The following is a 24,673-nucleotide window of genomic DNA, read 5'->3' on the forward strand; positions in this document are numbered from 1 at the left end:
AAAAACAATGCCTAGACGGACAGATATTCGTCGAATTCTTCTTCTTGGCTCAGGACCAATAGTTATTGGTCAAGCCTGCGAATTTGACTATTCAGGTACTCAAGCATGTAAAGCGTTAAGGGCTGAAGGATTTGAGGTTGTTTTGGTGAACTCAAATCCGGCCTCAATAATGACGGATCCTGATATGGCGGATCGAACATATTTGGAACCACTAACTCCGGAGGTGGTTACCAGGATTATTGAAATTGAAAGGCCAGACGCATTATTGCCAACAATGGGAGGGCAAACAGCCTTAAACCTTGCCGTTTTGCTTGAAGAGAATGGAGTTTTGAGGAAGTTTGGGGTTGAGTTGATTGGGGCTGATTTTGCAGCGATACGTAAGGCAGAAGATCGAAAACTGTTTAAGGAATCAATGCAAAAAATAGGTGTAAGGGTTTGTCCATCGGGTATTGCTTCAAACTTAGAAGAGGCGGAAAGTGTTGGATTAGAGATCAATAGCTTTCCTCGAATTATTAGACCAGCCTTTACTTTGGGCGGTGGCGGTGGCGGAATTGCTTATAACCCTGAAGAGTATTCTGAAATTTGCAAGAGTGGATTAGATGCTAGTCCCGTAAGTCAAATTCTTATTGAGAAATCCTTATTGGGTTGGAAAGAATATGAGTTAGAGGTGATGCGAGATTTGGCCGATAACGTTGTAATTGTCTGCAGCATTGAAAATGTAGACCCTATGGGTATTCATACAGGAGATTCAATAACAGTTGCGCCAGCTCAGACACTTACTGATCGTGAATATCAACGTCTGAGAGATCAGTCCATTTCAATTATTAGAGAGATTGGTGTTGCTACTGGAGGCAGCAATATTCAATTCGCAGTAAATCCAGAGGATGGAGAGGTTGTTGTTATAGAAATGAATCCACGTGTAAGTAGATCTTCAGCCCTTGCGAGTAAAGCCACTGGCTTTCCTATTGCGAAAATAGCAGCCAAGCTTGCTGTAGGATATAATTTAGATGAAATACTTAATGACATAACTAGAAAAACACCAGCTTGTTTTGAGCCGACTATTGATTATGTAGTAACAAAGATTCCACGATTCGCATTTGAAAAGTTTCGAGGAAGCCCAGCTGTTTTGACAACATCAATGAAATCAGTTGGGGAAGCTATGGCAATAGGTAGATGTTTCGAAGAGTCCTTTCAAAAGGCATTGAGATCACTAGAAATTGGATGTTCAGGTTGGGGATGCGATAGGCCTGAACCAGAGATTGATTCGATTGATCTAGATCGGATGCTAAGAATACCCTCGCCAGATCGCATTATGGCTATTAGGTCAGCAATGTTGAAAGGTAAAACTAATGAAGAGATTTACAGGTTAAGTCGGATTGATTATTGGTTCTTAGGGAAATTGAAACATCTTTTAAATGCTGAACGAAGGTATCTTTGGGGTAAAAAGTTAAAAGATCTTGATGCTGAAGTACTATTAAAGGTAAAGCAATTAGGCTACTCAGACAAGCAAATAGCTTGGGCAACTCATTCTAAAGAATTGGATGTTAGAGCCTACCGAGAAGCAAAAAATATTAGACCAGTGTATAAAACAGTTGATACATGTGCAGCAGAATTTTCATCAAACACGCCTTACTTTTATTCTAGTTATGAGAGACCAATTCTGTCCATAGACTCTGAGGGCAATGTTTCTTGTGGAGAAGCTGAAACTGAAGCTTTCCCTGATGAAAATAAAAAAGTTATGATACTTGGAGGAGGGCCTAATAGAATCGGACAAGGAATAGAGTTTGATTATTGTTGTTGTCATGCATCATTTGCTTCCCAAAAAGAAGGTTTTTCCACAATAATGGTTAACAGTAATCCAGAAACAGTTTCAACAGACTATGACACTAGCGATAGATTATATTTTGAACCACTTACTCTTGAAGATGTTTTAAATATAATAGAAATAGAGAAACCTGACGGTGTTATTGTTCAGTTTGGTGGTCAAACACCCTTGAAACTTGCTATTCCGTTACTTAAATGGCTAAAATCTTCTGCTGGTAGAAAACTTGGAACAAAGATTTGGGGAACCTCTCCAGAGTCAATTGATAAGGCAGAAGATCGTGAGTTGTTTGAGGCAATTTTAAGGAGATTGTCCATTAAACAACCTAAGAACGGAATTGCAAGAACGGAAAAAGATGCCAAATCTGTCGCCTCTATAATTGGTTACCCTGTAGTTGTAAGACCCTCCTATGTTTTAGGGGGAAGGGGAATGGAGGTTGTTTTTGATGAACTCGAACTTGAAGAATATATGTCTGAGGCTGTTAAAGTCGAACCAGAACATCCTGTTTTAATAGACCAATATCTGCAGAATGCAAAAGAAGTTGATGTAGATGCTCTGTGTGATCGGAATGGACTAGTCGTTATAGCAGGCTTGATGGAACATATTGAACCTGCTGGGATACATTCAGGCGATTCGGCATGTTGTCTTCCATCAGTAACTTTAGGAAATTCCTCTCTTAGGCAAATTCGAAAATGGACAGAAGAACTCGCATTATCATTAAAGGTGGTTGGACTAATTAACTTGCAATTTGCGGTTCAAAAAAATGATAAAGGGGATGAAGTTGTTTATATCATTGAGGCAAATCCTAGAGCATCTAGAACTGTGCCTTTCGTGGCAAAAGCAACGGGTCTATCCCTTGCGGGAATAGCCACACGTCTTATGGCTGGAGAGACTCTTGTTGAAATAGGTTTGATAGCCGAGCCTGAGCCACCTCTGCAAGCAATAAAAGAAGCAGTTTTACCCTTTAGGCGTTTTCCTGGGGCAGATAGTGTTTTAGGCCCAGAAATGAGGTCCACTGGCGAAGTGATGGGTTCGGCCAATACCTTTGGTATGGCTTATGCAAAATCCGAGTTAGCAGCAGGAGATGGATTGCCCGTACAAGGTACGGTTTTTCTCTCAACACATGATCGCGATAAGGAGGGATTAGTTCCCGTTGCTAAAAGACTTTCTGATCTTGGCTTTGAGTTAACTGCCACGACAGGCACAGCAAATATTTTGATCAAAGCAGGTTTACATGTTCAAACTGTTCTCAAGGTCCATGAGGGACGACCAAATATTGAGGATTTGATTCGATCTGGAAAAATTCAATTGGTTATAAATACCCCCATAGGACGTCAGGCTGCTCATGATGATAAGTATTTACGCCGAGCCGCCCTGGATTACTCTGTACCAGCTGTGACTACACTTGCAGGAGCTCGTGCTGCTGTTGAGGCAATTTCTGCCTTGCAAGGACAGAAACTTTCCGTTGCAGCTCTTCAGGATATTCATTCTGATTATTAGCTTATTCTCTAGTAAATTTTTAATCTTTACACGTGGCATCCACATTACCAAAAACAGATTTAATCCCTGGTTCTGATTGCAGAGATAGATTTCGTGCTGCTTATGACAATCGATATACATGGGACTATGGTTTTTCTGGTTATGAGGGTAGATGTTCCTTTTGCAAGGAGGACATATCTGTTGAAGGTAATTTTGTTGTTGATGCGGATTTAAAGATTCATGTTCATGGTATTTCTGACGATAATCTTTCAAAGGCAATTACATCCCAATTGTGGGAAGTTACCATTCATAGAGTAAGAAGGAGTTTTGATGATACTCATGGTCAGAATAATTTTACTTTGGGGAATATAAATAATGTTGGAGAAGAAGTAATAGTGACTGGAAAGAATAAAGGGGATCGCTATAGAATTAAAGATGATATCGTTACTATGGTTCATCGAAATATTCACGGGAAATTAATTAAGATATATACAAAAAGTATAATCAATACTGGTAAAGGTTATTTAAGTAAAACATATAACAGCCAATATTTTGATCCTTCTAGTGGTAACCCGATTAGTGGGATTAGTCATTTTTCAGATTCATTTGTAAATTTAGAAAATACCGGTTTTTGGATTCTGGAAAAAAGGATTATAGATGTTGATTCTCACCAAAATTCTTCTCCCAGTACTAAAGCCTTTAGATTTTGGGAAATGAAGTTATATTCGTGAGAATCTTGCCACATTCATTCACTTGTGACACTATTTGTTTCAGTCTTTAATGCACGAAGTGTCTATTAACGCAAGTCTTTCTGGAATACCCCTGCAAATTGCAGTTATATCATCGGACTTAGAAAAGGTTGTTGAGTCAATAAATTCTCCAATTAGTAATTTCGCTTGGGGTTGGCCAACATTGATTTTGATTGCCCTAACAGGGATTTTGTATATGTTCGGCCTGCGGTTTATGCCAATAAGGAAAATTCCCTATGGTTTTCGAATGTTATTTCAAGGTTCTACTTCAGATTTGAAAAATGGTCAGATTTCCCCTTTTCAGGCCTTGATGACTTCTCTTTCTGCGACCATTGGAACTGGAAATATAGCTGGAGTTGCAGGTGCTATTGCTGTTGGTGGACCTGGAGCAGTTTTTTGGATGTGGATTATTGCATTCTTTGGTATAGCTACTAAATATGCGGAGACTGTTTTAGCGGTTCATTTCAGAGAGCTTGATCCATTGGGCAATCCAGTTGGAGGTCCAATGTATTACATCAAAAATGGTCTTGGAGAACGATGGAAATGGCTTGGAGGGCTATTTGCATTGTTTGGGATGTTGGCTGGTTTTGGGATAGGCAATGGTGTTCAATGTTTTGAAGTATCCAGTGCCCTCGAACTCATTGGTATACCAAAACTTTTAACCGGTATAGTTTTAGCAACATTAGTTTTCGTTGTAATTATTGGCGGTATAAAACGTATAGCTAGTGCTGCATCAGCAATCGTTCCAGTTATGGCATTGCTTTATATGTTTGCTTGCTTGTTAATTATTTCGATTAACTTTTCATTATTACCAAATGCATTTTCTACGATTTTTTCAAATGCCTTTACAGGAAAAGCTGCTGCAAGCGGCACTTTTGTTCAAGTAATATTGATGGGTTTTAAAAGAGGTATTTTTTCGAATGAAGCAGGTTTAGGAAGTGCTCCAATTGCTCATGCATCTTCTTCTACTAATGAGCCTGTAAAGCAAGGCACTGTTGCCATGCTTGGGACCTTTATAGATACCATTCTGATTTGCACCTTGACTGCATTAGTTATTATTATTACTGGTGCTTATCAGAGTGGTATATCTGGTTCAGATTTGTCAATTGCAGCTTTTAATACAGGAATTAATGGAAGCGGATGGATAGTCACATTTGGATTAGTTGTATTTGCATTCACTACTGTACTTGGTTGGAGTTTTTATGGAGAACGCTGCACTGAGTTCCTTTTTGGGGTAAAAGCTATTCTTCCTTTTAGGTTGGTTTGGGTAGCTGTTGTTGTTATAGGCTCAGTAGCTGGAGATAGAGGGGTCGTTTGGGCAGTTGCTGATACTCTTAATGGATTGATGGCTTTGCCTAACTTAATTGCTTTAGTTCTACTTTCTGGAACTGTTTTTAAACTTTCTCGCCAATACCGATTTGGTTCATAAAGATCTAGTTACTTCTCTCTATTGGATGGGGGATACAGATTTCAATTTTTCCTTTAGTTGCATAGCAATAGTCTGTCTACCTACAGCTAATACTTTTAAGGTGTCTTCATGCATCCTTAATTGAGCATCCGCCACTTGCATTCCCCTTACCAACTCCTTCGCTTCATCTGGTAATTGGTTTAGGTCATAGCGTTTTCCCTCGAAGTTGAGAATAGGGTCTTGGCTTCTAGTTGATTGGTCAGTCATGTTGGTTGTATGAAGTGAAGATTAATTTCGCTAGGTCTTTTACAGGGCTTAATTATGAGTTGAAGATTTAAAGAACTTAGCAACGAAATTATATCTCTAGTCTTACTGAATTTATTTGTCTAGGTCCCGAATTATCTGCTTTTCACATAACTCGCGATAACGCCCTGCTTTTTTTATTAGTTCATCATGAGTCCCCTTTTCGCAAATCTCGCCTTTGTCAATCACAATGATTTGATCTGCCTCTTGAACAGTGGCTAGCCTATGGGCAATTACTAGAACTGTTCTGCCTTTCATTGCTCGCCTTAACGCTAGTTGAACAGCTTCTTCTGATTCTGCGTCTAGAGCGCTTGTGGCTTCATCTAAAAGCAGCACAGAAGGATTTCCCAATATTGCTCTGGCAATGGCAATACGTTGCAGCTGACCCCCTGAAAGATTTGCACCTCCTTCCTCAATTCTTGATGAATAACCCTTACTCAATTTCTTTATAAAATCATTTGCATTAGCTTGTTCTGCAGCTTTAATTATTTCTGCCTTTGATGCTTTCCTTCCGAATCTAATGGCATCTTCAATAGTGCCTGAAAATACCGTTGGCTTTTGGGGTACTAATGCAAAATGTCTTCTAAGGTCACTGACTTTGATTTGTGTGATATTTTGATTGTCTAAGAGAATTTCCCCTTTTTGGGCAACAATAAATCGGAGCAATAATGAAAAAAGCGTACTTTTACCAGCTCCTGAGGGTCCTACTAAGGCAGTTATTTGACCGGACTTGATTTCAAGATTTACTTCCTTTAAAATTGGATTGCCTGCTTCATAATAGAAACTTAGCTGGTTAATTTTTAAATCACCTTTGACTATTTTTAAAGTTTCAGGGTTTATGACATCAGAAGGTTCTTGAGGTTGATTTTCTAGGTCTTTGAGTCTTTTTAATGATGCTTTCCCTTGTTGGAACTCATTAAAGTTTGTAGTTAAGTGACTGATGGGGTCTATTAACATTAGAAGTGCCGCTACATAACTACTAAAACCTTCAGCATTTAAATCACCACTCTGAATTCTGATGGTCCCAATTGCTAAGACAGTCAGAATACCTGCAGCTTCAATAAAACCTACAACAGGGTGTTGAAGAGCAAGCAATCTCAAGGTTTTGTAGCGAGCTTTCCTATGTTGTTCAACTTCTTGATCAAATCTTTCTTGGAGCCATGACTCGGCTGCAAATGCTCTAACTAAAGGTAATCCTTGTATGGCTTCTCCTAATAATCCTGCAAGATCACTTACTTGTATTTGACTCTTTTCTGCAGCTTTAAGTACTTTTGCTCCGAACTGACTAACTAACAGAGCAACTAGTGGTGCCAAAAGCAATGTGGCCAGTGATGTTTGCCAATCAAGCACTACCATATAACTAAATACTGCTATTAGTTGAAGCACACTGGGAGTGGTGTCTTGAATAGTTTTGTAGACAACTTCTCCTACCCGATCAGCGTCTTCAGTAAGCCTGTAGGTAAGATCTCCGGAGGAAAGTTTCTGTAAAGAACCTAGGTCTACTTTTTGTAGCTTCCTAAATAAGTCTCGTCGAAGTTCTTGACTTAAGAAAAGTGCAGGTCCGGCTAGTAGTGTGTCTTGACCAAATTGGGCTAGCTTTTGTAGAAGGAAAATAACTAATGCAAAGCTAATAACTCTTACAACATGAAGAAGATTTCCCTCCCCAATTGCAGGTATGAGTTTTCCTGCAAGCCATGCAAGGATTGGCCAGCAACACACATAGATCAGCATGCAAACTAACCCCCATGTCAAGCGACGGAAGTGAGGCCTTAAGAATTTAAGGATTTTGGTGAAGCTTTCGTTAGAAAATGAATTCATCAAGTCACACTATCAACGTGATTACTGTCTTCTTTCTCCATATATGAAGCTTGATCAATTTCTGAAATGGATTGGATGGGTTTCTACGGGTGGTGAGGCTAAGTATCTCATTCAGTCAGGCAAAGTCAGGGTGAATGACCTTATAGAGATAAGGCGGGGTAGACAACTGAAGACCGGTGACAGGATTGTGTTCGGGAATGATCAGGCTGTCATGACCGATAATGGTCCTTCAACAACCTAAGTTGTTTAAACCTATTTTTCTTTAGAGGTGAGAAGAGTGCGTAAACCGGTCATTGCGGGAAATTGGAAGATGCATATGACCTGCTCACAGGCCAAGGAATTCATGGATTCCTTCTTACCTTTGTTGAGCATGAACACGGATGATCGCCATATAGTTATTGCGCCACCTTTTACTGCCATATCAACATTATCTAGTCTTTTACAGGATTCCCCTGTTGAGCTTTCTAGTCAGAATGTTCATTGGGAAGAAAAAGGTGCCTTTACGGCAGAGGTCTCCCCCGAAATGCTCCTAGAACATCAAGTGAAGTTTGCAATTGTTGGACATAGTGAGCCCCGAAAATACTTTAGTGAAAGTGATGAGCAGATAAATCGGAGAGCAGTATCTGCTCAGAAGAATGGTCTTATTCCAATAGTTTGTGTTGGAGAAACTGACGAACAACGAGAAAAGGGTGAAGCAGAAAGAGTTATAAGGAGGCAAGTTGAACAAGGCCTTGAAGGAATTTCAACTTCTCATCTTGTTGTGGCTTATGAGCCAATCTGGGCAATTGGAACAGGAAAGACATGCGAATCAGAGGAGGCGAACAGAATTTGTTCATTGATTCGAGAATGGGTGGGATCCGATGATTTGATCATTCAATATGGAGGATCAGTTAAGCCTGCAAATATTGATGAACTTATGAGAATGAGTGATATCGACGGTGTTTTGGTTGGTGGGGCTTCATTAGAACCACAAAGTTTTGCGCGTATAGCCAATTTCCAAGCTTGAAATGAAATGGCCTAAGGGCTGGGGTACTAGTACTTCAATAATGGGAGTGATAAACCTTACTCCTGATTCTTTTAGTGATGGAGGTGTTTGCCTAAATCCTGAGAAAGCCCTTCAAAAGGCAACATTTTATCTTGAAAATGGAGCAAGTGTTCTTGATCTTGGGGCTCAAAGTACTCGCCCAGGAGCAAAAGAAATAACGCCGGAAGAAGAATTAAAAAGGTTAATTCCAGCTTTAAAGGTAATTCGCTCAATTCATAAAGATTCAATAATTTCAGTTGATACGTTTTGTTCAGTTGTTGCAGAAAAGGCTTTAGAGGAGGGTGCTGATTGGATTAATGATGTTAGTGGTGGTCGACGAGACCCTAATCTGCTTCGTTCAGTTGCTCAAGTTAGATGCCCATATGTTTTGACTCATAGTCGTGGGGATAGTCAATCAATGAATGATTTTGCCTCTTATGATGATGTCGTTGTTGATGTCCTTAATGAACTTTTTCAACTTACAGAAAAGGCACTTAAATCTGGAATAACAGTTGAACAGATTATTTGGGATCCAGGTCTTGGTTTTGCAAAAAATACAGAACATAATCTTATTATTCTTCAACACCTTGAGATGTTTGTTTCTGAAGGTTTTCCTGTACTGATAGGACCATCAAGAAAACGTTTTATTGGAGAAGTTTTAAATCAATCTGATCCTTTGAAAAGAAACTTTGGTACAGCCGCAGTTGTTTGTAGGTGTTTTCAATCAGGAATCTCAATGGTTAGAGTTCATGATGTTGCTTCCATCCGGGACACAATTGAAATGGCAGGAAAAATTTGGCCTAAAATGTTTAATTAGATTTAGTTTATTAGTAGATCATTATTCAGGTTTTGTTACGCCTTCAATTCGATCTTCAATCTCCTGATAGAGATCCTTCAGCCTGTCAATATTTTCTTCTGAAGTATCCCAATACCCTCTTCCATTTACTTCTAATAGAGTACCTACTATGCTTCTAAAGCTATGGGGGTTTAATTCCATTAATTTCTTGCGCATTTCAGGATCATTTATAAATGTCTCATTCGATTCTTCATACACAAAATTATCTACTTGACCACTCGTAGCACTCCAACCCAGTGTGAAGTTAAGACGTTTCGATACTTCTCTAACTCCTTCATATCCAGAGTCAAGCATGCCTTCATACCATTTAGGATTTAAGAGTTTTGTGCGTGAATCTAGTCTTATGGTTTCACTAAGTGAGCGAACTTGTGCATTGGCCGTTGTTGTGTCTGCAATATAACTAGTTGGGGCTTTACCATCATCTCTAAGTCCCTTAATTAGGTTTGTTGGGTCTGAGTCAAAATAGTGACTTACATCAGTAAGTGATATCTCGGCAGAGTCAAGGTTCTGGAAGGTGACATCAGCGGTTTTCATAACATTTTCGAAAACCTCTCTGTTCTGACTCATTTCACCTGGATTATCAGCATCAAAGGCGAAGGTCTTACGCGATAGGTACATTTCTTGTAGCTCTGATTCTTGTTCCCAAGTAGAATTTTCAACTGCCAGATTAACGTTTGAACTGTAGCTTCCACTGGAGTTCGAGAACACTCTCGATGAAGCTTCCCTTAAAGTTGTGCCTTGAGCTTTTGCTTGTTCAAGAGAGTGTTTTCGAACAAAGTTTTTTTCTATTGGCTCATCTGCTTCAGCAGCCATTTTTACCCCTTGATCAATTAGGGCCATTTGATTTATAAATAAGTCGCGGAATACACCTGAGCAATTAACTACAACGTCAATTCTTGGTCTGCCTAGTTCTTCAAGAGATATCAGTTCTAGTTTGTTAACTCTTCCAACTGAATCAGGCTTTGGCCTAACACCAATAAACCACAAGATTTGTGCAAGTGATTCACCATATGTCTTGATATTATCAGTACCCCATAAAACGCAGGCTATTGTTTCTGGCCAACTACCTTGCTCTTCTTTTTGCCGAGCTATTAGTTTGTCAACTACACCTTTAGCTGCTGCTACTGCCGCAGTAGTAGGTATTGATTGAGGGTCGAGTGCATGAATATTTTTCCCACTTGGTAGTACTGCAGGATTCCTAATAGGATCACCACCTGGACCAGGTATTACATAATCTCCATCTAATGCTTTAAGAAGACTTTCCATTTCTTTATCAGCACATATTTGATTTAGACAGAATCTTAAATAGGCAATTAGCTTCTCTAACTCCTGTGAGTCAATGTTACTAAACCCCTGTTTGTTGCATGCTGCTTTCCATGGTGACGGAGGGTTGAATCCAAATTTCTTTAGAAGGTTGTCTGCAAAGTTAAATGAACTTTGATTGATGTTTACTCGGCCATCACGGCCTGTTAATGAGGAAACTATAGAGCTAACTGCATTTCTGGATGTTTCTGTGATCTTTCTGTTTTGCTCTACATCTTCAAGTATTCCTTTGTTGTTACCATCAAAAATATCTTCGATATTTCTATCTATAGCCTCAGCTAATAATCCTGGTAAAGAGCGCAGACCCTCTTCTTCTCTTTCTAGAGAAGCAATGCTTACAAGAGTTGCAACTGCTTCTTCAGCAGTTGGTGGTTTCCCGATTGTGTGTAGCCCACAAGGAAGAAGTCGACTCTCTATTTCCATAAGTTGGCTATAAACAGCTCCAACCACACCATCTCTTTGGTCTTGATTAAGAGAGGAAGCATCTTCATCGGGAAGATTCACATCGTTTTCAAGATTACATTTACGAGCTGTTTCTACAATGGCATTAACAATCTGTATGCCTCTTGAGCTCTCTCTTAATTGTTGATATGAGCCAACAAGTTCACCTAGTTCTTTTAGACCTTTATATAGACCTGCATTCTCAGCAGGCGGTGTGAGATAACTAATTGTTGATGCATATCCTCTTCTTTTTGCAATTGTTGCTTCTGAAGGGTTATTTGCAGCGTAGTAATAAAGGTTTGGGAGACCACCGATTAAAGAATCTGGATAGCATGTTTCGCTCATGCCCATTTGTTTTCCAGGCATGAATTCCAGCGAACCATGAGTTCCGAAGTGGAGGACCGCATCAGCTCCCCAAACTTTTTCTACATAGGTGTAGTAAGCAGCAAATCCATGGTGAGGGCTAGCACTTCTTGAGTAAAGCAATCTCATTGGATCACCTTCATATCCAAATGTAGGTTGAACCCCTATAAAAACATTCCCAAAATGTTTCCCATAGATTAAAAGATTTTGACCATCGCTATTTAAATCACCAGGTGGTTTCCCCCAATTTTCTTCTAAGCGCTCAGAATATGGGGTTAGGCGTTCATACTCTTGAACGCTCATGCGATGAGCAATTGAAAGCTCAGGTGCGCCTTCTAATGCTTCCGGATCATTTATTACAGCTTCCATCAGAGCTTTTCCATCCTTAGGGAGATTATTTATTGAATAGCCTGTAGATTTCATTTCTTCCAACACACGGTGTATAGATCCAAATACATCTAGGTAGGCTGCTGTACCAACATTTCCTTTGTCTGGTGGAAAACTAAAAATTGTTATTGCTAGTTTTTTGTCTTTACGTGGTTTTATACGAAGGGAAGACCATCGGATGGCTCTTTCTGCAATTGCGTTTACTCTGTCCTGAAGAGTATGGGCTTTGCCTGTAGCGTCATCTCTACCCGATAGAACAATCGGTTCAATTGCTCCATCTAGTTCTGGTATTGCAATTTGTAGGGCTACCTGTACTGGATGTAGACCAAGATCACTTACTTCCCATTCTTTGGTGGTTTGAAAAACTAAAGGCAGGGCAACCATATAAGGTCGATTTAACTTTTTTAATGATTCAATTGCTTTTGGATGATCTTGTCTTGCTGGGCCACCAACCAATGCAAATCCTGTGAGTGATACAACTCCATCAACTAATGGATTTTCAGGGTCTGCTGGATCATAGAAAAACGAATTTACTGGCTTAGAGAAGTCGAGGCCTCCACAGAAAATAGGAATAACTTTTGCTCCGCGGAATTCCAGTTCCTGAATTATTGCAACGTAGTGGGCATCATCCCCAGTAACTATGTGGCTTCTTTGAAGAACTAATCCAATAATTGGTCCCGAAGATGCGCTTGTGGGTAGATCTTTTCTACTTTTAGTCCAGTTTAAGTATTCTTTGATGTCTTCAAACATTGAAGATGCTAGTGGATGCCATATCCCTAGGTCTGGGAAAACTTCTGGTTCTTTAACCTCTAATTTAGGCCTGGCATCATCTTTAGACGAAGGAAAAACATATTTATCAGCTAACATTAGAAGTAGGTTTTTTAGATTATCTGGAGTACCTCCAAGCCAATATTGGAAACTAAGGATGAAGCTTCTAGCGTCTTGAGCTTTATCAACAGGTAGATATTTGAGAATGCTCGGAAGAGTGTTCAAGAGTTTAAGCATTGAGTCTTGGAATCCTGCACCTCCGGCTTCCTTTCTCTTTTTCATGAAGCTTGCAAAAACACTTTTGCTCTGCCCTAACTGGGCCATTGAAAAGGTTCCTAGTTTGTTCAGGCGCATCACCTCAGGCATTGAGGGGAAAATGACAGCTGCCTTTAATTGATCCCTATGGGGTGTAACCGCTTCAACTAGTTTTTGTGCGAGATCTTCTATGAAAATCAATGACGCAATAAAAACATCAGCTTTAGAGATGTCTGTTTGGAAATCCTTAAAATTTTGTTCGTCCCGTAATTCTTCTATTAAGTATCCGCTCAACTCGACCCCTAATGGACCATTTTGAGAATTCAAAGAATTAGCTGCTTGCGTGAGGGCATTTTGATATTGCGGTTCAAGTACCACATATACAGCCTTCATTACGGATTTGTGGCAATGATTCTCTGCAGGCAATACTCTGCGATTGGCGGAGCGAACCTGCGTGAACATAGTGTTACCTGAATGTTTTCAGAAGCCTAAGAGTCTGAGGGGCATAAATGTTGCTCTTTCTGTTGGGTGTTACAAGTGGCACCCTCAAATCTTTCGGTTAACAAAAATCTGAAATGACAACAAATCTGATGAAATCCATTCCAGTTATTGTCGCTGGAGCGCTAGGTCGTATGGGAGCTGAGGTTATTAAGGCTGTCCATGCCTCGAAAAGTTGTCATTTAGTTGGTGCAATAGAAACAGCAAAGGAAAAGGAAGGCAACGATGTAGGTCTGGAATTGGGACTTGAAGCTTTGGAATTACCTTTGACGACAGATTTTGAAGGTTGTCTGTGCGCAATAAGTCAGTCATCAAGTTCTTCTGGAACTGGATCTAGTCCCGTTCTTGTTGATTTCACCCATCCAAGTGTTGTTTATGAACACACAAGAGCTGCAATTGCTTATGGGATTCATCCAGTTATAGGCACTACAGGCCTTTCCTCAGAAGAAATAAATGATCTAATAGAGTTTTCAGAAAAAGCTTCTATTGGTGGTGCAATTATCCCTAATTTTTCAGTAGGAATGGTTTTGCTACAGCAAGCTGCCGCTGCTGCTGCTCGGTTTTATGACCATGTTGAATTAACTGAACTTCATCACAATATGAAGGCAGATGCTCCAAGTGGCACATGTATTAAAACAGCTGAGTTCTTAGAAGAATTAGGAAAAGATTTTAATCATCCTCAGATTGAAGAAAACGAGTCTTTGGTAGGTAGTCGGGGAGGTTTAAGGGAAAGTGGATTAAGAATTCACTCTGTTCGATTACCAGGCCTGGTCGCTCATCAGGAGGTTTTGTTTGGAGCTGAAGGGGAAACTTACACACTCAGGCATGACACTATTGATAGATCTGCTTATATGCCAGGTGTATTGCTTGTTATTCGAAAAGTTGAGTCTTTAGGAGGTGTTGTTTATGGACTTGAACGAATTCTTTGATTGTGGTGATCAAGAATGTTAATTCCTTTGAGGCCTGGAGAGCTTGAGAGACTTATCCCAGCAGTTGCTACAGGGAATCAATTTGCAGCTGCTTTGGGAAACCCCCAAAAAATTCTCCAGAGAGTAATGATTGCCTCAATTGGTGGAGTTATTACTTTATTGATTAGTCAGAGCCAGGTGGCAAGTCGCTTTTACTCACTATGGCTAATAGTGGGTGTAACGATTCTTTTGTATGTTCTTTGGAGCCCAATTGTTGAAGCAGGCAAGAGAAATTCTGTTCTGAGAGCTTTTTCCTCGGTTGCTTTGTTTGATGGTCAGATATCAGATGTTTTCACAAGAGAGAGAGTGGAAAAGCGTCATGAACAAGCCAATAAAAGAGGTGAATTAGAACTTGTTGAAAACCGTCGCACTTGGATGGTCCTTGAATTAGTTGATGAGGATGGATTCCTTGGGCAGTTGCGTTTCCCAATGGAAAAGAATCATCAAAGGATTAGAGAAGGTCTTAGAGTAAGATGCTTGGTATTTAGCAATAGCAGAGATTTTAGTAATATTTCAGCGCTTAGTGATGCTTGGTTGCCTGGGCAAGGTTTATGGGTTGGTGAATATCCCTATTTACTTAGACCAGCCTTTGAGGAGTTGTGTAATAGGCGTTTGAACTATTAATTAAGTGATTGAATAGTTTGACAAATTCCCAATCAACCATTCCTTTATTTATCCCTTGATTTCTTTTAATAAGGCAAAAGGATTTCCTTCTAAAGACAGTTCAAACTTGAATGTCAAGGTTATTGGAGCAGGCCCCACTGGCTCACTTCTTTCTCTTGCATTATCGAGGATTGGATCATCCGTAAGTCTATATGATTCTTCTAAGAGGGATGCATTGATTAAAAGGAATAGGGCTTATGCTCTTACGCATTCTTCAAGAAGAATTCTTGAACAAATAGGAATATGGGACTCTCTTACTCCTTATCTTCACCCATTTAGTTCTCTACAACTAGAAGATCATGGACTGCTACGCAATGCTGATTTTGAGCTAAATGATCTATCTCTAGCGAATAAGAATTTTGGGGCCATTGGATGGATTGTTGATCATCAACAATTAATGGAACTCTTCTTTTCAATTATTGCTGATAATCCCAATATAAATCTTGTATGTGGAAGTTCCTCTAGCCCAATTTTAGAGGATCATGATTTAGTTATAGCTGCAGATGGCCCCAATTCCTCATGTCGAAGAAGTTGGGGAATTCCACTTCTCAGAATTCCTTATATACAGGGGTGCTTAGTTGTAAAGGTCGTAATAAGAGGTGGCGATCAAAATAAGGCTCATGAGATTCTTAGGCCTGAGGGTCCATTGGCACTTTTACCAATGGGGGGAGAAATTTTCCAGGTTGTATGGAGTGCTCCGTTTGCCCTATGCAAGGTCCGTTCAGAACTGCCCGCTGCAATTTTTCTAGACAAGTTGGCTTGTGTTTTGCCTTATGGATTTGAACCTGACATCCTGTTAGATAGCCCTGCAGCTTTTCCAATACAATTTTCCATGGCTTTAGGCCTTGGTTCCCGCAATAGATTTTTAGTAGGAGAATCTGCACATCGTTTCCACCCTGTCGGAGGACAAGGTTTAAATCTTTGTTGGAGAGACGTTCACACTTTTACGGAACTTATAGAGAGCTATAACAATGGGAAAATAAGACGATCATCAATTTTAGGAAAATATTCTCGAGCCCGTTTATTTGATGTTTTATCTGTAGGCCTATTAACAGATCTCCTCGTAAGGATTTATTCGAGTCGAAATTTTGCTGCAAAAGTTTTTAGACTTTTTGTTATTATTACACTTAATCGGGTAGCTCTAATAAGACGACTCTTGTTGCACTTCATGACTGATGGCCTTACCAAAAGAGTAAAAGTCTTGTAATACTTGTGTTTAGCTTCCTTTTTAAGCATGGTTATTAGTAGTCATGCCCAACCCATCGCTTCACCGAAGCTGCTTAAATTTCTTCAGCAGAAACTTGGCTTAAGCGAGAAGGCAATTAATCTTGGTTTACGTCAATCCGAGATGGAGCAGGCGCCATTGCCTGTTGTCCTTTGGACTTTTGGCTTGCTTAGCCTTTCCCAATATCAGCAAGTCTTAGATTGGGAAGCAGAGCAGGACTAACTTGATATTGATTACCTCCTGAATTCCCCAGAACTTTTATTAAATGTGTGCGCTTTATAAAACTCATACAAGGCTGATGACTTTTGCCCCCTACCCCTGGCATCATTTCAGATATGAATGATGTTCCAGTTAAATCAGACAACAACGTCTTTATTGGGCCACAAAGGGAATGTTCTTCTCCCAACCAAGTAATTGGTAGAAGGGGATTAGAGAGGCTCGACTTACTTCTGCTTGCAATCGAATCACTAGATTTTAATGGTAGTGAGGCAATGGTTTTTGCTTGTGAGGAACTTGGGCTACAGAAATTGTTCCCTAATCGTGTTGAACTTTGGAAGCGTAGATGTCATAACCCATTAAGACGAACTACTCGAAGGGGTTCCCTTAGCTCTTTGGAGTCAGAAGCTTTAATTCTCCTTCTATGTTCAATGGCAAATCGGCTTTACCCATTAATTCATCAATTGCTCTCTTCTAAGGAACCTGAGACTATAAATTCTCAACGCTGGATTCTTATGAAACAGCGCTTGACCGAATTAATTAAAGAAAGGATGAATCCTCGTAGAGGAGGTGTGAAACGTTTGTTATATGCTTCTGATTCAATAACTATTCATAAGGATTTAGTTAGAACATTAGCTCTCGCCTCAGGTCCTGGTGGTGTTGATCGCCTTCGAGCAAGTCTCTTAGATCCAACTCCATGACCATGACAAACATGTTTAAGAAGGCTTTTCGCTACGATCAAACATCAGTAAGGCTTGAGATTGAAGGATTCCCTGATACATCATTAGGTCAACATGAGGGTCAAATTGGAATCATTTCTTCTTGGAAGCTTGAATTAGTTGGGAGTGCTGATTTAGAAGGTAAGCGAGAGCATCTTCAAGAAATGATGCTTAGGGTTTTACCTTATGCAAGGTATTTGCTTTCTGGTGTTAGAAGGTCTTTTGGCGATGAAAAAAGTACAGTTCAAATTTGCTCTCATGATCAAATACATCAGCTCCTTTTAAGAAGTAGTCAACCCGGTGTTGACCCTCTTATGCTTTATCTTGACGATGCCGAACTTTCAGATTTAGTTAGGTGTTTAGATGAATTAAGAATGGATTCTAGGGTAATTATTCCTTGGGATGTTCCTATTCAAGCTCCGCTTTCCCGTAAGGAACTTGTTGATCGTATTCCCCTTTTTCAAAGGCTTAGCCCTCCGTTCCTTGGCGGAACAGCCTTGTTACTTGCAACATTTGTTACCCTTCTACTCTCCGTTGAGTTAACTCCAGAAACTAAACGACTTGATGGAACCTCCAGTCCGGTTAATAAAGAGGAAAAAGTTTTTTCACGTTAAGAAGTTCCTCAATATAATCTTTTTATATTCTTTTTCCTTCTCTTTTAAATTGTTTAGAATTTAAAATGTAATATTTGACACATGGTCCTAGTAAAAAATCAGAGGAGTTTTATTTTTCGATCTTGTTTTTGTTTGCTGAGCTGTTAAAACATGTATAAAGCTAATTATTTCATGAATGACTTTTAATAATGCTGATTATGAAAAACTTCAATAAGCGAAAAGATAGAAAGCTATTCAAAAGAGACGTTTTCCGAAGGAGGAAAAGTTCAGACATAAAACCAACTTGGAGGATTCTCCTGGAAGCTCTTTTAATGCTTTTATCGGGTTCCTGGCTTCTTTTGTTCCTGAATACATTGCCAAGAAACTATGATTTTGCGGCAATTATTAGCAAGGCCGCAGTGGATTTGCTAAATGGAGTTATACAGATTCTAGACGCCTTGACTCTTTTTGGTTCAATAGCACTTATAGCAGGTTTGGTCGTTTTGGGACTTTTGCTACTTATTGGTTCGCTTTGGCGACTTGTGAGGATTATCTCCTTACTTATATCAAGATCTAAAAAGGCCAGGAAATTGACTAACAGATAAGTTATAGAAAAGGCTAACTTGGCAATATTAGTTTATCTCGATCAAAGAAACTGAAATTTGCTTTTTTAAAGCTTTGTATGTTGACTCTAAAAATTGAATAATTGTAGAGATGATAAATTAATGAACAGTTTAATATACCAATTATTTAGATCCTGATAATCCAGGATTTGATTTCATTAGATATTGGTATTATATATCGTCTCTTCTTGATGCCATAACAAGTCTCAGATGAATAATTCGCTTTTCTTTCGAATAACTGCATGGATTTGCTTTTTGTTTGCGATATATTCCTGGTTAGGAATCTTTAATAGAGGAACATTTCTATGGGTTCCTTTTGGAGTAACTTTAATAATTAGCTTTAGTTGTATCTTATATGGGTCTAGGAAAGTTGCTAGTTTCATGAATTTTCCTGGCATCTCATTCCCTTTAAGCAAAATTATTCTAATGAGTTGTTCTGTTGTTTTGTTTATAGGCTCAATGAACGGACTTGTTGACCTTCTTTTTAAATTACCTTTTTATGATAAAAGCTTTTTACTTTTTCCAATTTTTATTTCAACTTGTATTTTTGGAGGAGTATCAATCAACTTGGCTCAAATAGATTAAGGTGGTCTTTTCTAGTTTTAAGCATGCTTCCTATAATCTTTTTGTCAGGCTGTTATAGTTGATAACCAATAAGGTTGTTTACACATGACCCAGATCTTTGAATATTCTTGGCTGATCCCTGTTCTTCCTCTTGTTGCTTCAAGCTTTTTAGGATTACTTCTTGTAGCATTTAGTCTAACAATGAATCGTTTAAGCAAGCCTGTATTTGCAATAACGTTTGGAAGTTGCCTCTTCTCAACAATTATTAGCTATTCTTTATTATATCATGAGATTAATTTTCCCGACGACAGTTATTCATTTGATTTGAAGCTTGCACTTTCTAAATTTACGGCAAATTTGGAATTCTTTGCAGACCTTCTTACATCATCTATCTTGGCCATTATATCTACTATTGTTCTTATAATAATGTTTATTTTACATAGACAAAACCAACGGAAGAAGGGGTACGTAAGATTGTTCGTGATTTTTGGCTTTATGAGTTCCGCAATCTCAACAGCAATTTTAACACTTCCAATCAGTAGCTATATCCACTAATTCTTTTTCTAAGACAATCTTTATGTATACTTTTTGATCCCTATCTCTACACATATTTAATTTTTAATTTTGCTTATAACGTAGAACAAGATTATTAGCTCGATTTTTCGAAATATTATTATTTACTTTGTCGGCTTTTCTAATGGCAATAGACATTTGTCAGAATCACATCCGGCTGGACCCGCTTCAGTGAGTTCTCCAATGTCGTATCTATTTAGGGCGTCAAAGAAACTATTGCTTACTCTTCTCTTGATTACTTCGGATTGAAGCTCTTCATATTTTTTTGCATCTATTGGTTCAAAGGGAAGTCTTGGAAATGTTGCATTTGCATCGAATCTTGCTAGAAGAGCTGCCGAAATATAACCTTTTCCTTTATCAATTGTGTTGTGTATTGCATCTGCAAGTCCTTCTATTTCATTTTCTCTAAACTCTATTGTTGCGGAAGTGTTATGTTCAGTGTAATTACTTTGTACCTGCATGTAGAAATCAAATTGTGCAAGAGCAGAGAAGTTATTTATATCGACCAAATCTGCACCTGGTAAATTTGCCCAACTTACTTCTGTTGGAATCTCTACAAGCCATTCAGTGCATCTGGGATCAAAAGGATTGTCAAGGAGTCTGCCATCAGCATCTTTGTCAGATTGAGAAGGTACAACGTTGTATCCGTAATCCATGCATGCCATCGCAACTGGATCATTTTTGCGGAATGTTATACGTCTTAGAAACCGTTGAGCTTTTGGTGGATGCCAGCCAGGGGCAGCACCAGTTAGAAGGCTTTTTGTGCCAGCAGGTTGAACGGTTGTGCACCTATTTGGTCTGCGAAGTCCATGTTTGTCGCAATAGCTCCAGACTGTTGAATTGACAGTGTTTTTCCAACTCTGGAGAAAAGCAGACTCTTGTTTTTTGAAATATTTTCCTTCCTCATTCTCTGGTCTGCCTGCTTCCCACCAGGTAAGCCATTGTGTACCAAAGGCATGTACAAAAAAGTCGAAAAGTCCAGTAAAGCTAACCCCTACAATTGGATCCCATGCTCTACTTTGTCTATATCTTTCAACTTCAAATCTGTGATTTAGAAGGCAAGCGACTGAGAGTGCAGCAGCTTTAAATGCATCTGCTTGACCTTCTTTGTCTGATGGATCGATTTGGTTAAGGTGAACCTCAGCTAAATTGCAATGAAAGTCGGCACCAAGAATTTCTCCACAGGGATTTAGCCCATATCTACTAAGCCTGTGCTCAAGTTCAGGTTTTGATATAGGGCCAAAATTAGTTTCAAGCCATTTACTAGCTTCATCTTTTCCTTGCTCACAGTAAATATCGACAAACTCTTTATGGAGATCAGGTGTTGTTAATAAGTCAGAGTTGGAGCGAGCTATCGCTTCAGGGGCAAATTGAATAGCACCTTCACCAGACTGGAATTGCTTTTTAACAGCTTTCAATACTGCTTCTTTATTAGGTTTTGTGTGGTACACCCTTGTGTGGTTGGCCATTCTTAACGCGTCTCTTTCGGGATCTATCCTCCAATTTCCTTCACTATCCTGTTGCCAAAGGTTTTCTTTTGAATCTGCTGCAAAATTGTCTTCGGCGGAGAACTGTCTCATTCCTGCACTTCTTCTGATATTGCCAGCAACGATTGTTACGGCTGCCTCATCAATTAAAAGACAACATTCAACAGAAGTAAGTTTTCGGCCAACTGCTTTGGAAAGTAGTTTTGCGATTCGGGAGTAGAGATCTTTTAGTTTTACTGGATTAGCCATTCCACCAAACCCTTTTAAGGTCTCTCCAACGGGTCTTACATCTTTCAGGTCAATGTCTACAGAAATCTTGTTACCATTAAATCTTTTGTCACTGCAAAGATTAAGTAGGTATTGATAGCTATCTACCCAACCTCTTCGACTATCTCCAACTTTTATATATACAGAGTTGTCGACTATTTGGTGTGTTGTTTTCTCTTTACGTTTATCTTTATCTGTAATACCTATCTCCGAAACTGACCTTATTTCTATTGGATTGATAATAACAGGAAGCTTTTCTATAAGGTGTGGTTCAATTATTGCTCCTGTACCGCATCCCATCATTGCTAGGTCCATCATGAGTGCAAAGGCTTCCCAATCAACAAGATTGGTAGATGTGCAGTTATATGCGCCAGAGAAATTTTCTTCTTTTCCAATCCAGGGAGTACCGCCAATCCATAGCCATCTGCCGGAAGGTAAAGCTTTCTTCTCTGATTGCATTCTGGCCATAAGACTTATTTCTTCTTCACTAAGGTTTCCTAGTTTCCTAAGACCTTCGAGATTACGTAAACCAACCTCATCCCAGCTTTCTCTACCAGATGTTAATCGACGACTATATGTCCGATAAAAAACGGGGTTTGCGGCTGGTGCGGTTAGAGGGAATTCAGCTAGGTTTTTTTCAGGACCAAGTGTTGAGGTCTTTATTTCTGGTCTGTTTGAGGTAATGGTCACGGATTCGTTATGCCTAATCAGTAAAAGCACGCTAACGCCACTAATGGTGGTTGCAACCTTTCAGTTACACCATTAGCAGTGTTGGCTAGATACTGTAAAGAAAAATTCCCCCGTCTATGAAGCGTATACCTGAACCGCCACTTATGGAAAACCCTTTGCAGGCAAAGGTTTATGCAGAAGCTGATTTTAGTAATACAGATTTCTTGTTTTTGGCTCGTTTAGAGGAGCTTTTGCTCAAAAACTCTAGAAACCCAGGTCCCAAGAGCGTAATTATGGATTTAGGTTGTGGACCGGGAAATATTACAGAGCGTCTTGCTGCTAGATGGCCTATGGCCAAAGTCATAGGTGTAGATGGCTCTGAAGCGATGCTTTCAATTGCAAGGGAACGACAGTTGAAGTCTTCAAAAGTTATTCAAAAAATAGATTATAGAAATATATTCCTTTCATTTGAGAAAATAAGAAAATCTACTTTCAGTGCCACTGCAAACATTCTTGTAAGTAATAGTCTTCTTCATCATTATCCAGATCCAGCTGCTTTTTGGGAGGTTATAAAAACGCTTTCGTCTTCGGGCGCATATGTTTTTCATCGAGATTTAGTTAGACCATCTCACGAAGAACAAATCCTTTTATTACAGAAGAAATATCTTCCAGATTGCCACTACATACTTAAAAGTGATTATTTGGCTTCTTTACGCGCCTCCTTTACACTGGATGAGGTGAAAGAACAGCTCCTGGTGCACGGCTTAGAGAAGCTTGAGGTCATTATTTCAGGTGATCGCTATCTAGAAGTTTTTGGGCAATTATAAGATGCTCAAGTTTACCTATCAACAACTACAACCAAATTCATCAATGTCGTGATCCCTGAGCAATCATTCAAACAGAACTCTTCTGATGAAGAATTGGCTATGGCCTTAGCAAATGCTGTAGGTAAACGAAGAAATTTCGCAATTATTTCCCATCCAGATGCTGGAAAAACCACTCTTACAGAAAAACTACTTTTATATGGAGGTGCTATCCAGCAGGCAGGTGCAGTTAAAGCAAGAGGTGAGCAACGAAAAGTTACTTCTGATTGGATGGAATTAGAAAAGCAACGAGGTATTTCAATTACATCAACTGTTCTACAATTTGATTATAGCAACAACACAATTAATCTTCTTGATACACCCGGCCATCAGGACTTTTCAGAAGACACTTATAGAACACTTGCAGCGGCAGACAATGCTGTAATGCTTGAAGATGCTGCAAAAGGTTTAGAACCTCAAACGCGAAAACTTTTTGAAGTCTGCCGGATGAGAAATATACCAATTTTTACATTCATCAACAAAATGGATAGGCCAGGGCAAGAACCACTAAGGCTATTAGATGAAATAGAATCTGAATTAAAATTAGCTTGTTGGCCAGTTAATTGGCCTATAGGAAGTGGAGAACTATTTAGAGGTGTCATTGATAGGAGAAGCAAAGAAGTAATACTGTTCACTCGGGCTGAAAGAGGAAGGCAATCCGAAGAAAAACACTTGAATATTGATGATCCAGAACTGAAATCCTTAGTTGAGCAAGAGCTTCTTAGTCAGTCTTTAGAAGAACTTGATTTATTAGAAACAGCAGGTTCCGAGTTGGATTATGAACTGATACAGGCAGGTGAATTAACTCCAGTTTTTTTTGGGTCTGCAATGACAAATTTTGGAGTACGACCTTTTCTAGATGCTTTTCTAGATATGGCGCAAGGACCATCCTCGAGGTTATCAAGTGAGGGTCTTGTTGATCCATTGTCTTCAGATTTCAGTGGATTTGTTTTCAAATTGCAGGCCAATATGGATCCGAAACATAGAGATAGAGTGGCTTTTCTGCGTATATGTAGCGGTCGTTTTGAAAAAGATATGACAGTAAATCATGCCCGTACTGGGAAGACAATTAAACTTTCACGTCCTCAGAAACTTTTTGGACAAGAAAGAGCTGTTGTTGATGATGCATACCCTGGCGATATTATTGGTTTAAATAACCCTGGAATGTTTGCTATAGGGGATACCCTTTATAAAGGGAAAAAAGTCGAATATGAAGGTATACCTTGTTTTAGTCCTGAGATTTTTAGTTGGTTACGTAATCCCAATCCTTCGGCTTTTAAAAATTTTAGGAAGGGTGTAAATCAACTAAGGGAAGAAGGAGCAGTTCAGATTTTGTATGATAAGGATGAAAGTAAAAGAGATCCCATTCTTGCGGCTGTTGGTCAGTTGCAATTAGAGGTTGTACAGCATCGATTGGAAAATGAATATGGAGTAGAGACTCGTTTGGAACCTATGGGATATCAGTTGGCAAGGTGGGTTAACGGAGGGTGGAAAGTTTTAGATGAAATAGGACGTATTTTTAATTGTAAAATTGTTCAAGATGCTTGGTCTAGGCCTGTTCTGTTGTTTAAAAACGATTGGAACCTAAATCAACTTTTAGAAGACCATATAGAACTTGAACTAAGCTCTGTTGCTCCTGTAGTTAGCGGAGTTGAACCTATAAGCCTTTAAGTTATGCAATAACATAGCTTTTATTCCAATTCTCTACGGTTGTTACTCGCTATTGGCTAATATCATAAAACTGAGATT

General features: G+C 39.2%; 21 protein-coding genes. 17 read left to right on the forward strand and 4 right to left on the reverse strand.

Features of this window, described 5'->3' with window-relative positions; translation table 11 throughout:
* Positions 1-7: 7 nt before the first annotated feature.
* Genes carB through SOI84_RS01095 form a run of 3 tightly spaced genes read left to right on the forward strand, consistent with a single transcriptional unit; the run spans position 8 to position 5,479 of the window.
* Positions 8-3,322 carry a carbamoyl-phosphate synthase large subunit gene (gene carB, locus SOI84_RS01085; protein WP_320674565.1) on the forward strand — a complete coding sequence of 1,105 codons (3,315 nt, stop codon included), beginning with the start codon at positions 8-10 and terminating at the stop codon, positions 3,320-3,322.
* Positions 3,323-3,354: 32 nt separating this feature from the next.
* On the forward strand, positions 3,355-4,032 hold the full coding sequence (locus tag SOI84_RS01090) for a DUF3386 domain-containing protein (protein WP_320674566.1): 678 nt from the start codon (positions 3,355-3,357) through the stop codon (positions 4,030-4,032).
* A 49-nt stretch (positions 4,033-4,081) separates the two neighbouring features.
* The gene (locus SOI84_RS01095; protein ID WP_320674567.1) at positions 4,082-5,479 is read left to right on the forward strand and encodes a sodium:alanine symporter family protein; all 1,398 of its coding nucleotides are present in this window, start codon (positions 4,082-4,084) and stop codon (positions 5,477-5,479) included.
* A gap of 18 nt (positions 5,480-5,497) precedes the next feature.
* On the opposite strand, the gene SOI84_RS01100 is transcribed toward SOI84_RS01095, so the two are convergent.
* Both SOI84_RS01100 and SOI84_RS01105 read right to left on the reverse strand, forming a co-directional pair.
* The gene (locus SOI84_RS01100; protein WP_320674568.1) at positions 5,498-5,725 is read right to left on the reverse strand and encodes a DUF6447 family protein; all 228 of its coding nucleotides are present in this window, start codon (positions 5,723-5,725) and stop codon (positions 5,498-5,500) included.
* A gap of 111 nt (positions 5,726-5,836) precedes the next feature.
* On the reverse strand, positions 5,837-7,579 hold the full coding sequence (locus SOI84_RS01105) for an ABC transporter ATP-binding protein (protein ID WP_320674569.1): 1,743 nt from the start codon (positions 7,577-7,579) through the stop codon (positions 5,837-5,839).
* Between SOI84_RS01105 and SOI84_RS01110 the strand changes: the two genes are divergently transcribed.
* The 3 genes from SOI84_RS01110 to folP are packed head-to-tail and all read left to right on the forward strand — an operon-like array spanning position 7,551 to position 9,420.
* Positions 7,551-7,820, forward strand: a complete 270-nt coding sequence (locus SOI84_RS01110) for an RNA-binding S4 domain-containing protein (protein WP_414153600.1) — start codon at positions 7,551-7,553, stop codon at positions 7,818-7,820. The two genes, SOI84_RS01105 and SOI84_RS01110, sit on opposite strands and share 29 nt — an antisense overlap.
* A 36-nt stretch (positions 7,821-7,856) precedes the next feature.
* Positions 7,857-8,585, forward strand: coding sequence for a triose-phosphate isomerase (tpiA, locus tag SOI84_RS01115; RefSeq protein WP_320674570.1), 729 nt, complete (start codon positions 7,857-7,859; stop codon positions 8,583-8,585).
* Position 8,586: 1 nt separating this feature from the next.
* Positions 8,587-9,420 carry a dihydropteroate synthase gene (gene folP / locus SOI84_RS01120; protein ID WP_320674571.1) on the forward strand — a complete coding sequence of 278 codons (834 nt, stop codon included), beginning with the start codon at positions 8,587-8,589 and terminating at the stop codon, positions 9,418-9,420.
* Positions 9,421-9,441: 21 nt separating this feature from the next.
* Here folP and SOI84_RS01125 read toward each other — a convergent pair whose 3' ends face one another.
* Positions 9,442-13,458 carry a magnesium chelatase subunit H gene (locus SOI84_RS01125; RefSeq protein WP_320674572.1) on the reverse strand — a complete coding sequence of 1,339 codons (4,017 nt, stop codon included), beginning with the start codon at positions 13,456-13,458 and terminating at the stop codon, positions 9,442-9,444.
* Positions 13,459-13,571: 113 nt separating this feature from the next.
* On the opposite strand from SOI84_RS01125, the gene dapB reads away from it, so the two are divergent.
* From dapB to SOI84_RS01170, 9 genes are all read left to right on the forward strand, one after another.
* Positions 13,572-14,423, forward strand: coding sequence for a 4-hydroxy-tetrahydrodipicolinate reductase (dapB, locus tag SOI84_RS01130; protein WP_320674573.1), 852 nt, complete (start codon positions 13,572-13,574; stop codon positions 14,421-14,423).
* Between the two features lie 15 nt (positions 14,424-14,438).
* The gene (locus SOI84_RS01135) at positions 14,439-15,086 is read left to right on the forward strand and encodes a hypothetical protein (protein ID WP_320674574.1); all 648 of its coding nucleotides are present in this window, start codon (positions 14,439-14,441) and stop codon (positions 15,084-15,086) included.
* A 106-nt stretch (positions 15,087-15,192) separates the two neighbouring features.
* Positions 15,193-16,332: an FAD-dependent monooxygenase gene (locus SOI84_RS01140; RefSeq protein ID WP_320674575.1), complete on the forward strand. Its 1,140-nt coding sequence runs from the start codon at positions 15,193-15,195 to the stop codon at positions 16,330-16,332.
* Positions 16,333-16,359: 27 nt separating this feature from the next.
* A complete protein-coding gene (locus SOI84_RS01145; RefSeq protein WP_320675488.1) occupies positions 16,360-16,572 on the forward strand; it encodes a DUF2949 domain-containing protein in 213 nt (70 codons plus the stop codon).
* 113 nt (positions 16,573-16,685) lie between these two features.
* The gene (locus tag SOI84_RS01150; protein ID WP_414153640.1) at positions 16,686-17,267 is read left to right on the forward strand and encodes a DUF3038 domain-containing protein; all 582 of its coding nucleotides are present in this window, start codon (positions 16,686-16,688) and stop codon (positions 17,265-17,267) included.
* A 2-nt stretch (positions 17,268-17,269) separates the two neighbouring features.
* On the forward strand, positions 17,270-17,899 hold the full coding sequence (locus SOI84_RS01155) for a DUF4335 domain-containing protein (RefSeq protein ID WP_320674577.1): 630 nt from the start codon (positions 17,270-17,272) through the stop codon (positions 17,897-17,899).
* Positions 17,900-18,096: 197 nt separating this feature from the next.
* On the forward strand, positions 18,097-18,483 hold the full coding sequence (locus SOI84_RS01160; protein WP_320674579.1) for a hypothetical protein: 387 nt from the start codon (positions 18,097-18,099) through the stop codon (positions 18,481-18,483).
* Positions 18,484-18,711: 228 nt separating this feature from the next.
* On the forward strand, positions 18,712-19,086 hold the full coding sequence (locus SOI84_RS01165) for a hypothetical protein (protein ID WP_320674580.1): 375 nt from the start codon (positions 18,712-18,714) through the stop codon (positions 19,084-19,086).
* 84 nt (positions 19,087-19,170) lie between these two features.
* Positions 19,171-19,620, forward strand: coding sequence for a hypothetical protein (locus SOI84_RS01170; RefSeq protein ID WP_320674581.1), 450 nt, complete (start codon positions 19,171-19,173; stop codon positions 19,618-19,620).
* 122 nt (positions 19,621-19,742) lie between these two features.
* Here SOI84_RS01170 and nrdJ read toward each other — a convergent pair whose 3' ends face one another.
* Positions 19,743-22,082 carry a ribonucleoside-triphosphate reductase, adenosylcobalamin-dependent gene (nrdJ, locus tag SOI84_RS01175; protein ID WP_414153601.1) on the reverse strand — a complete coding sequence of 780 codons (2,340 nt, stop codon included), beginning with the start codon at positions 22,080-22,082 and terminating at the stop codon, positions 19,743-19,745.
* A gap of 116 nt (positions 22,083-22,198) precedes the next feature.
* Between nrdJ and SOI84_RS01180 the strand changes: the two genes are divergently transcribed.
* Positions 22,199-22,888: a class I SAM-dependent methyltransferase gene (locus tag SOI84_RS01180; protein WP_320674582.1), complete on the forward strand. Its 690-nt coding sequence runs from the start codon at positions 22,199-22,201 to the stop codon at positions 22,886-22,888.
* 99 nt (positions 22,889-22,987) lie between these two features.
* Positions 22,988-24,595 (forward strand): peptide chain release factor 3, encoded by a 1,608-nt coding sequence (locus tag SOI84_RS01185; protein WP_320675490.1) that lies wholly within the window; start codon positions 22,988-22,990, stop codon positions 24,593-24,595.
* Positions 24,596-24,673: the final 78 nt, after the last annotated feature.

Source organism: Prochlorococcus sp. MIT 1341 (genome assembly GCF_034092415.1).
GTDB lineage: Bacteria > Cyanobacteriota > Cyanobacteriia > PCC-6307 > Cyanobiaceae > AG-363-P08.

Bases quoted from the DNA above. Each gene is read 5' to 3' on its own strand.
- carB (WP_320674565.1), top strand. From the start codon at position 8: ATGCCTAGACGGACAGATATTCGTCGAATTCTTCTTCTTGGCTCAGGA.
- SOI84_RS01095 (WP_320674567.1), top strand. From the start codon at position 4,082: ATGCACGAAGTGTCTATTAACGCAAGTCTTTCTGGAATACCCCTGCAA.
- SOI84_RS01100 (WP_320674568.1), bottom strand. From the start codon at position 5,725: ATGACTGACCAATCAACTAGAAGCCAAGACCCTATTCTCAACTTCGAG.
- SOI84_RS01105 (WP_320674569.1), bottom strand. From the start codon at position 7,579: ATGAATTCATTTTCTAACGAAAGCTTCACCAAAATCCTTAAATTCTTA.
- folP (WP_320674571.1), top strand. From the start codon at position 8,587: ATGAAATGGCCTAAGGGCTGGGGTACTAGTACTTCAATAATGGGAGTG.
- SOI84_RS01125 (WP_320674572.1), bottom strand. From the start codon at position 13,458: ATGTTCACGCAGGTTCGCTCCGCCAATCGCAGAGTATTGCCTGCAGAG.
- dapB (WP_320674573.1), top strand. From the start codon at position 13,572: ATGACAACAAATCTGATGAAATCCATTCCAGTTATTGTCGCTGGAGCG.
- SOI84_RS01135 (WP_320674574.1), top strand. From the start codon at position 14,439: ATGTTAATTCCTTTGAGGCCTGGAGAGCTTGAGAGACTTATCCCAGCA.
- SOI84_RS01145 (WP_320675488.1), top strand. From the start codon at position 16,360: ATGGTTATTAGTAGTCATGCCCAACCCATCGCTTCACCGAAGCTGCTT.
- SOI84_RS01150 (WP_414153640.1), top strand. From the start codon at position 16,686: ATGAATGATGTTCCAGTTAAATCAGACAACAACGTCTTTATTGGGCCA.
- SOI84_RS01155 (WP_320674577.1), top strand. From the start codon at position 17,270: ATGACAAACATGTTTAAGAAGGCTTTTCGCTACGATCAAACATCAGTA.
- SOI84_RS01160 (WP_320674579.1), top strand. From the start codon at position 18,097: ATGAAAAACTTCAATAAGCGAAAAGATAGAAAGCTATTCAAAAGAGAC.
- SOI84_RS01165 (WP_320674580.1), top strand. From the start codon at position 18,712: ATGAATAATTCGCTTTTCTTTCGAATAACTGCATGGATTTGCTTTTTG.
- SOI84_RS01170 (WP_320674581.1), top strand. From the start codon at position 19,171: ATGACCCAGATCTTTGAATATTCTTGGCTGATCCCTGTTCTTCCTCTT.
- SOI84_RS01180 (WP_320674582.1), top strand. From the start codon at position 22,199: ATGAAGCGTATACCTGAACCGCCACTTATGGAAAACCCTTTGCAGGCA.
- SOI84_RS01185 (WP_320675490.1), top strand. From the start codon at position 22,988: ATGGCCTTAGCAAATGCTGTAGGTAAACGAAGAAATTTCGCAATTATT.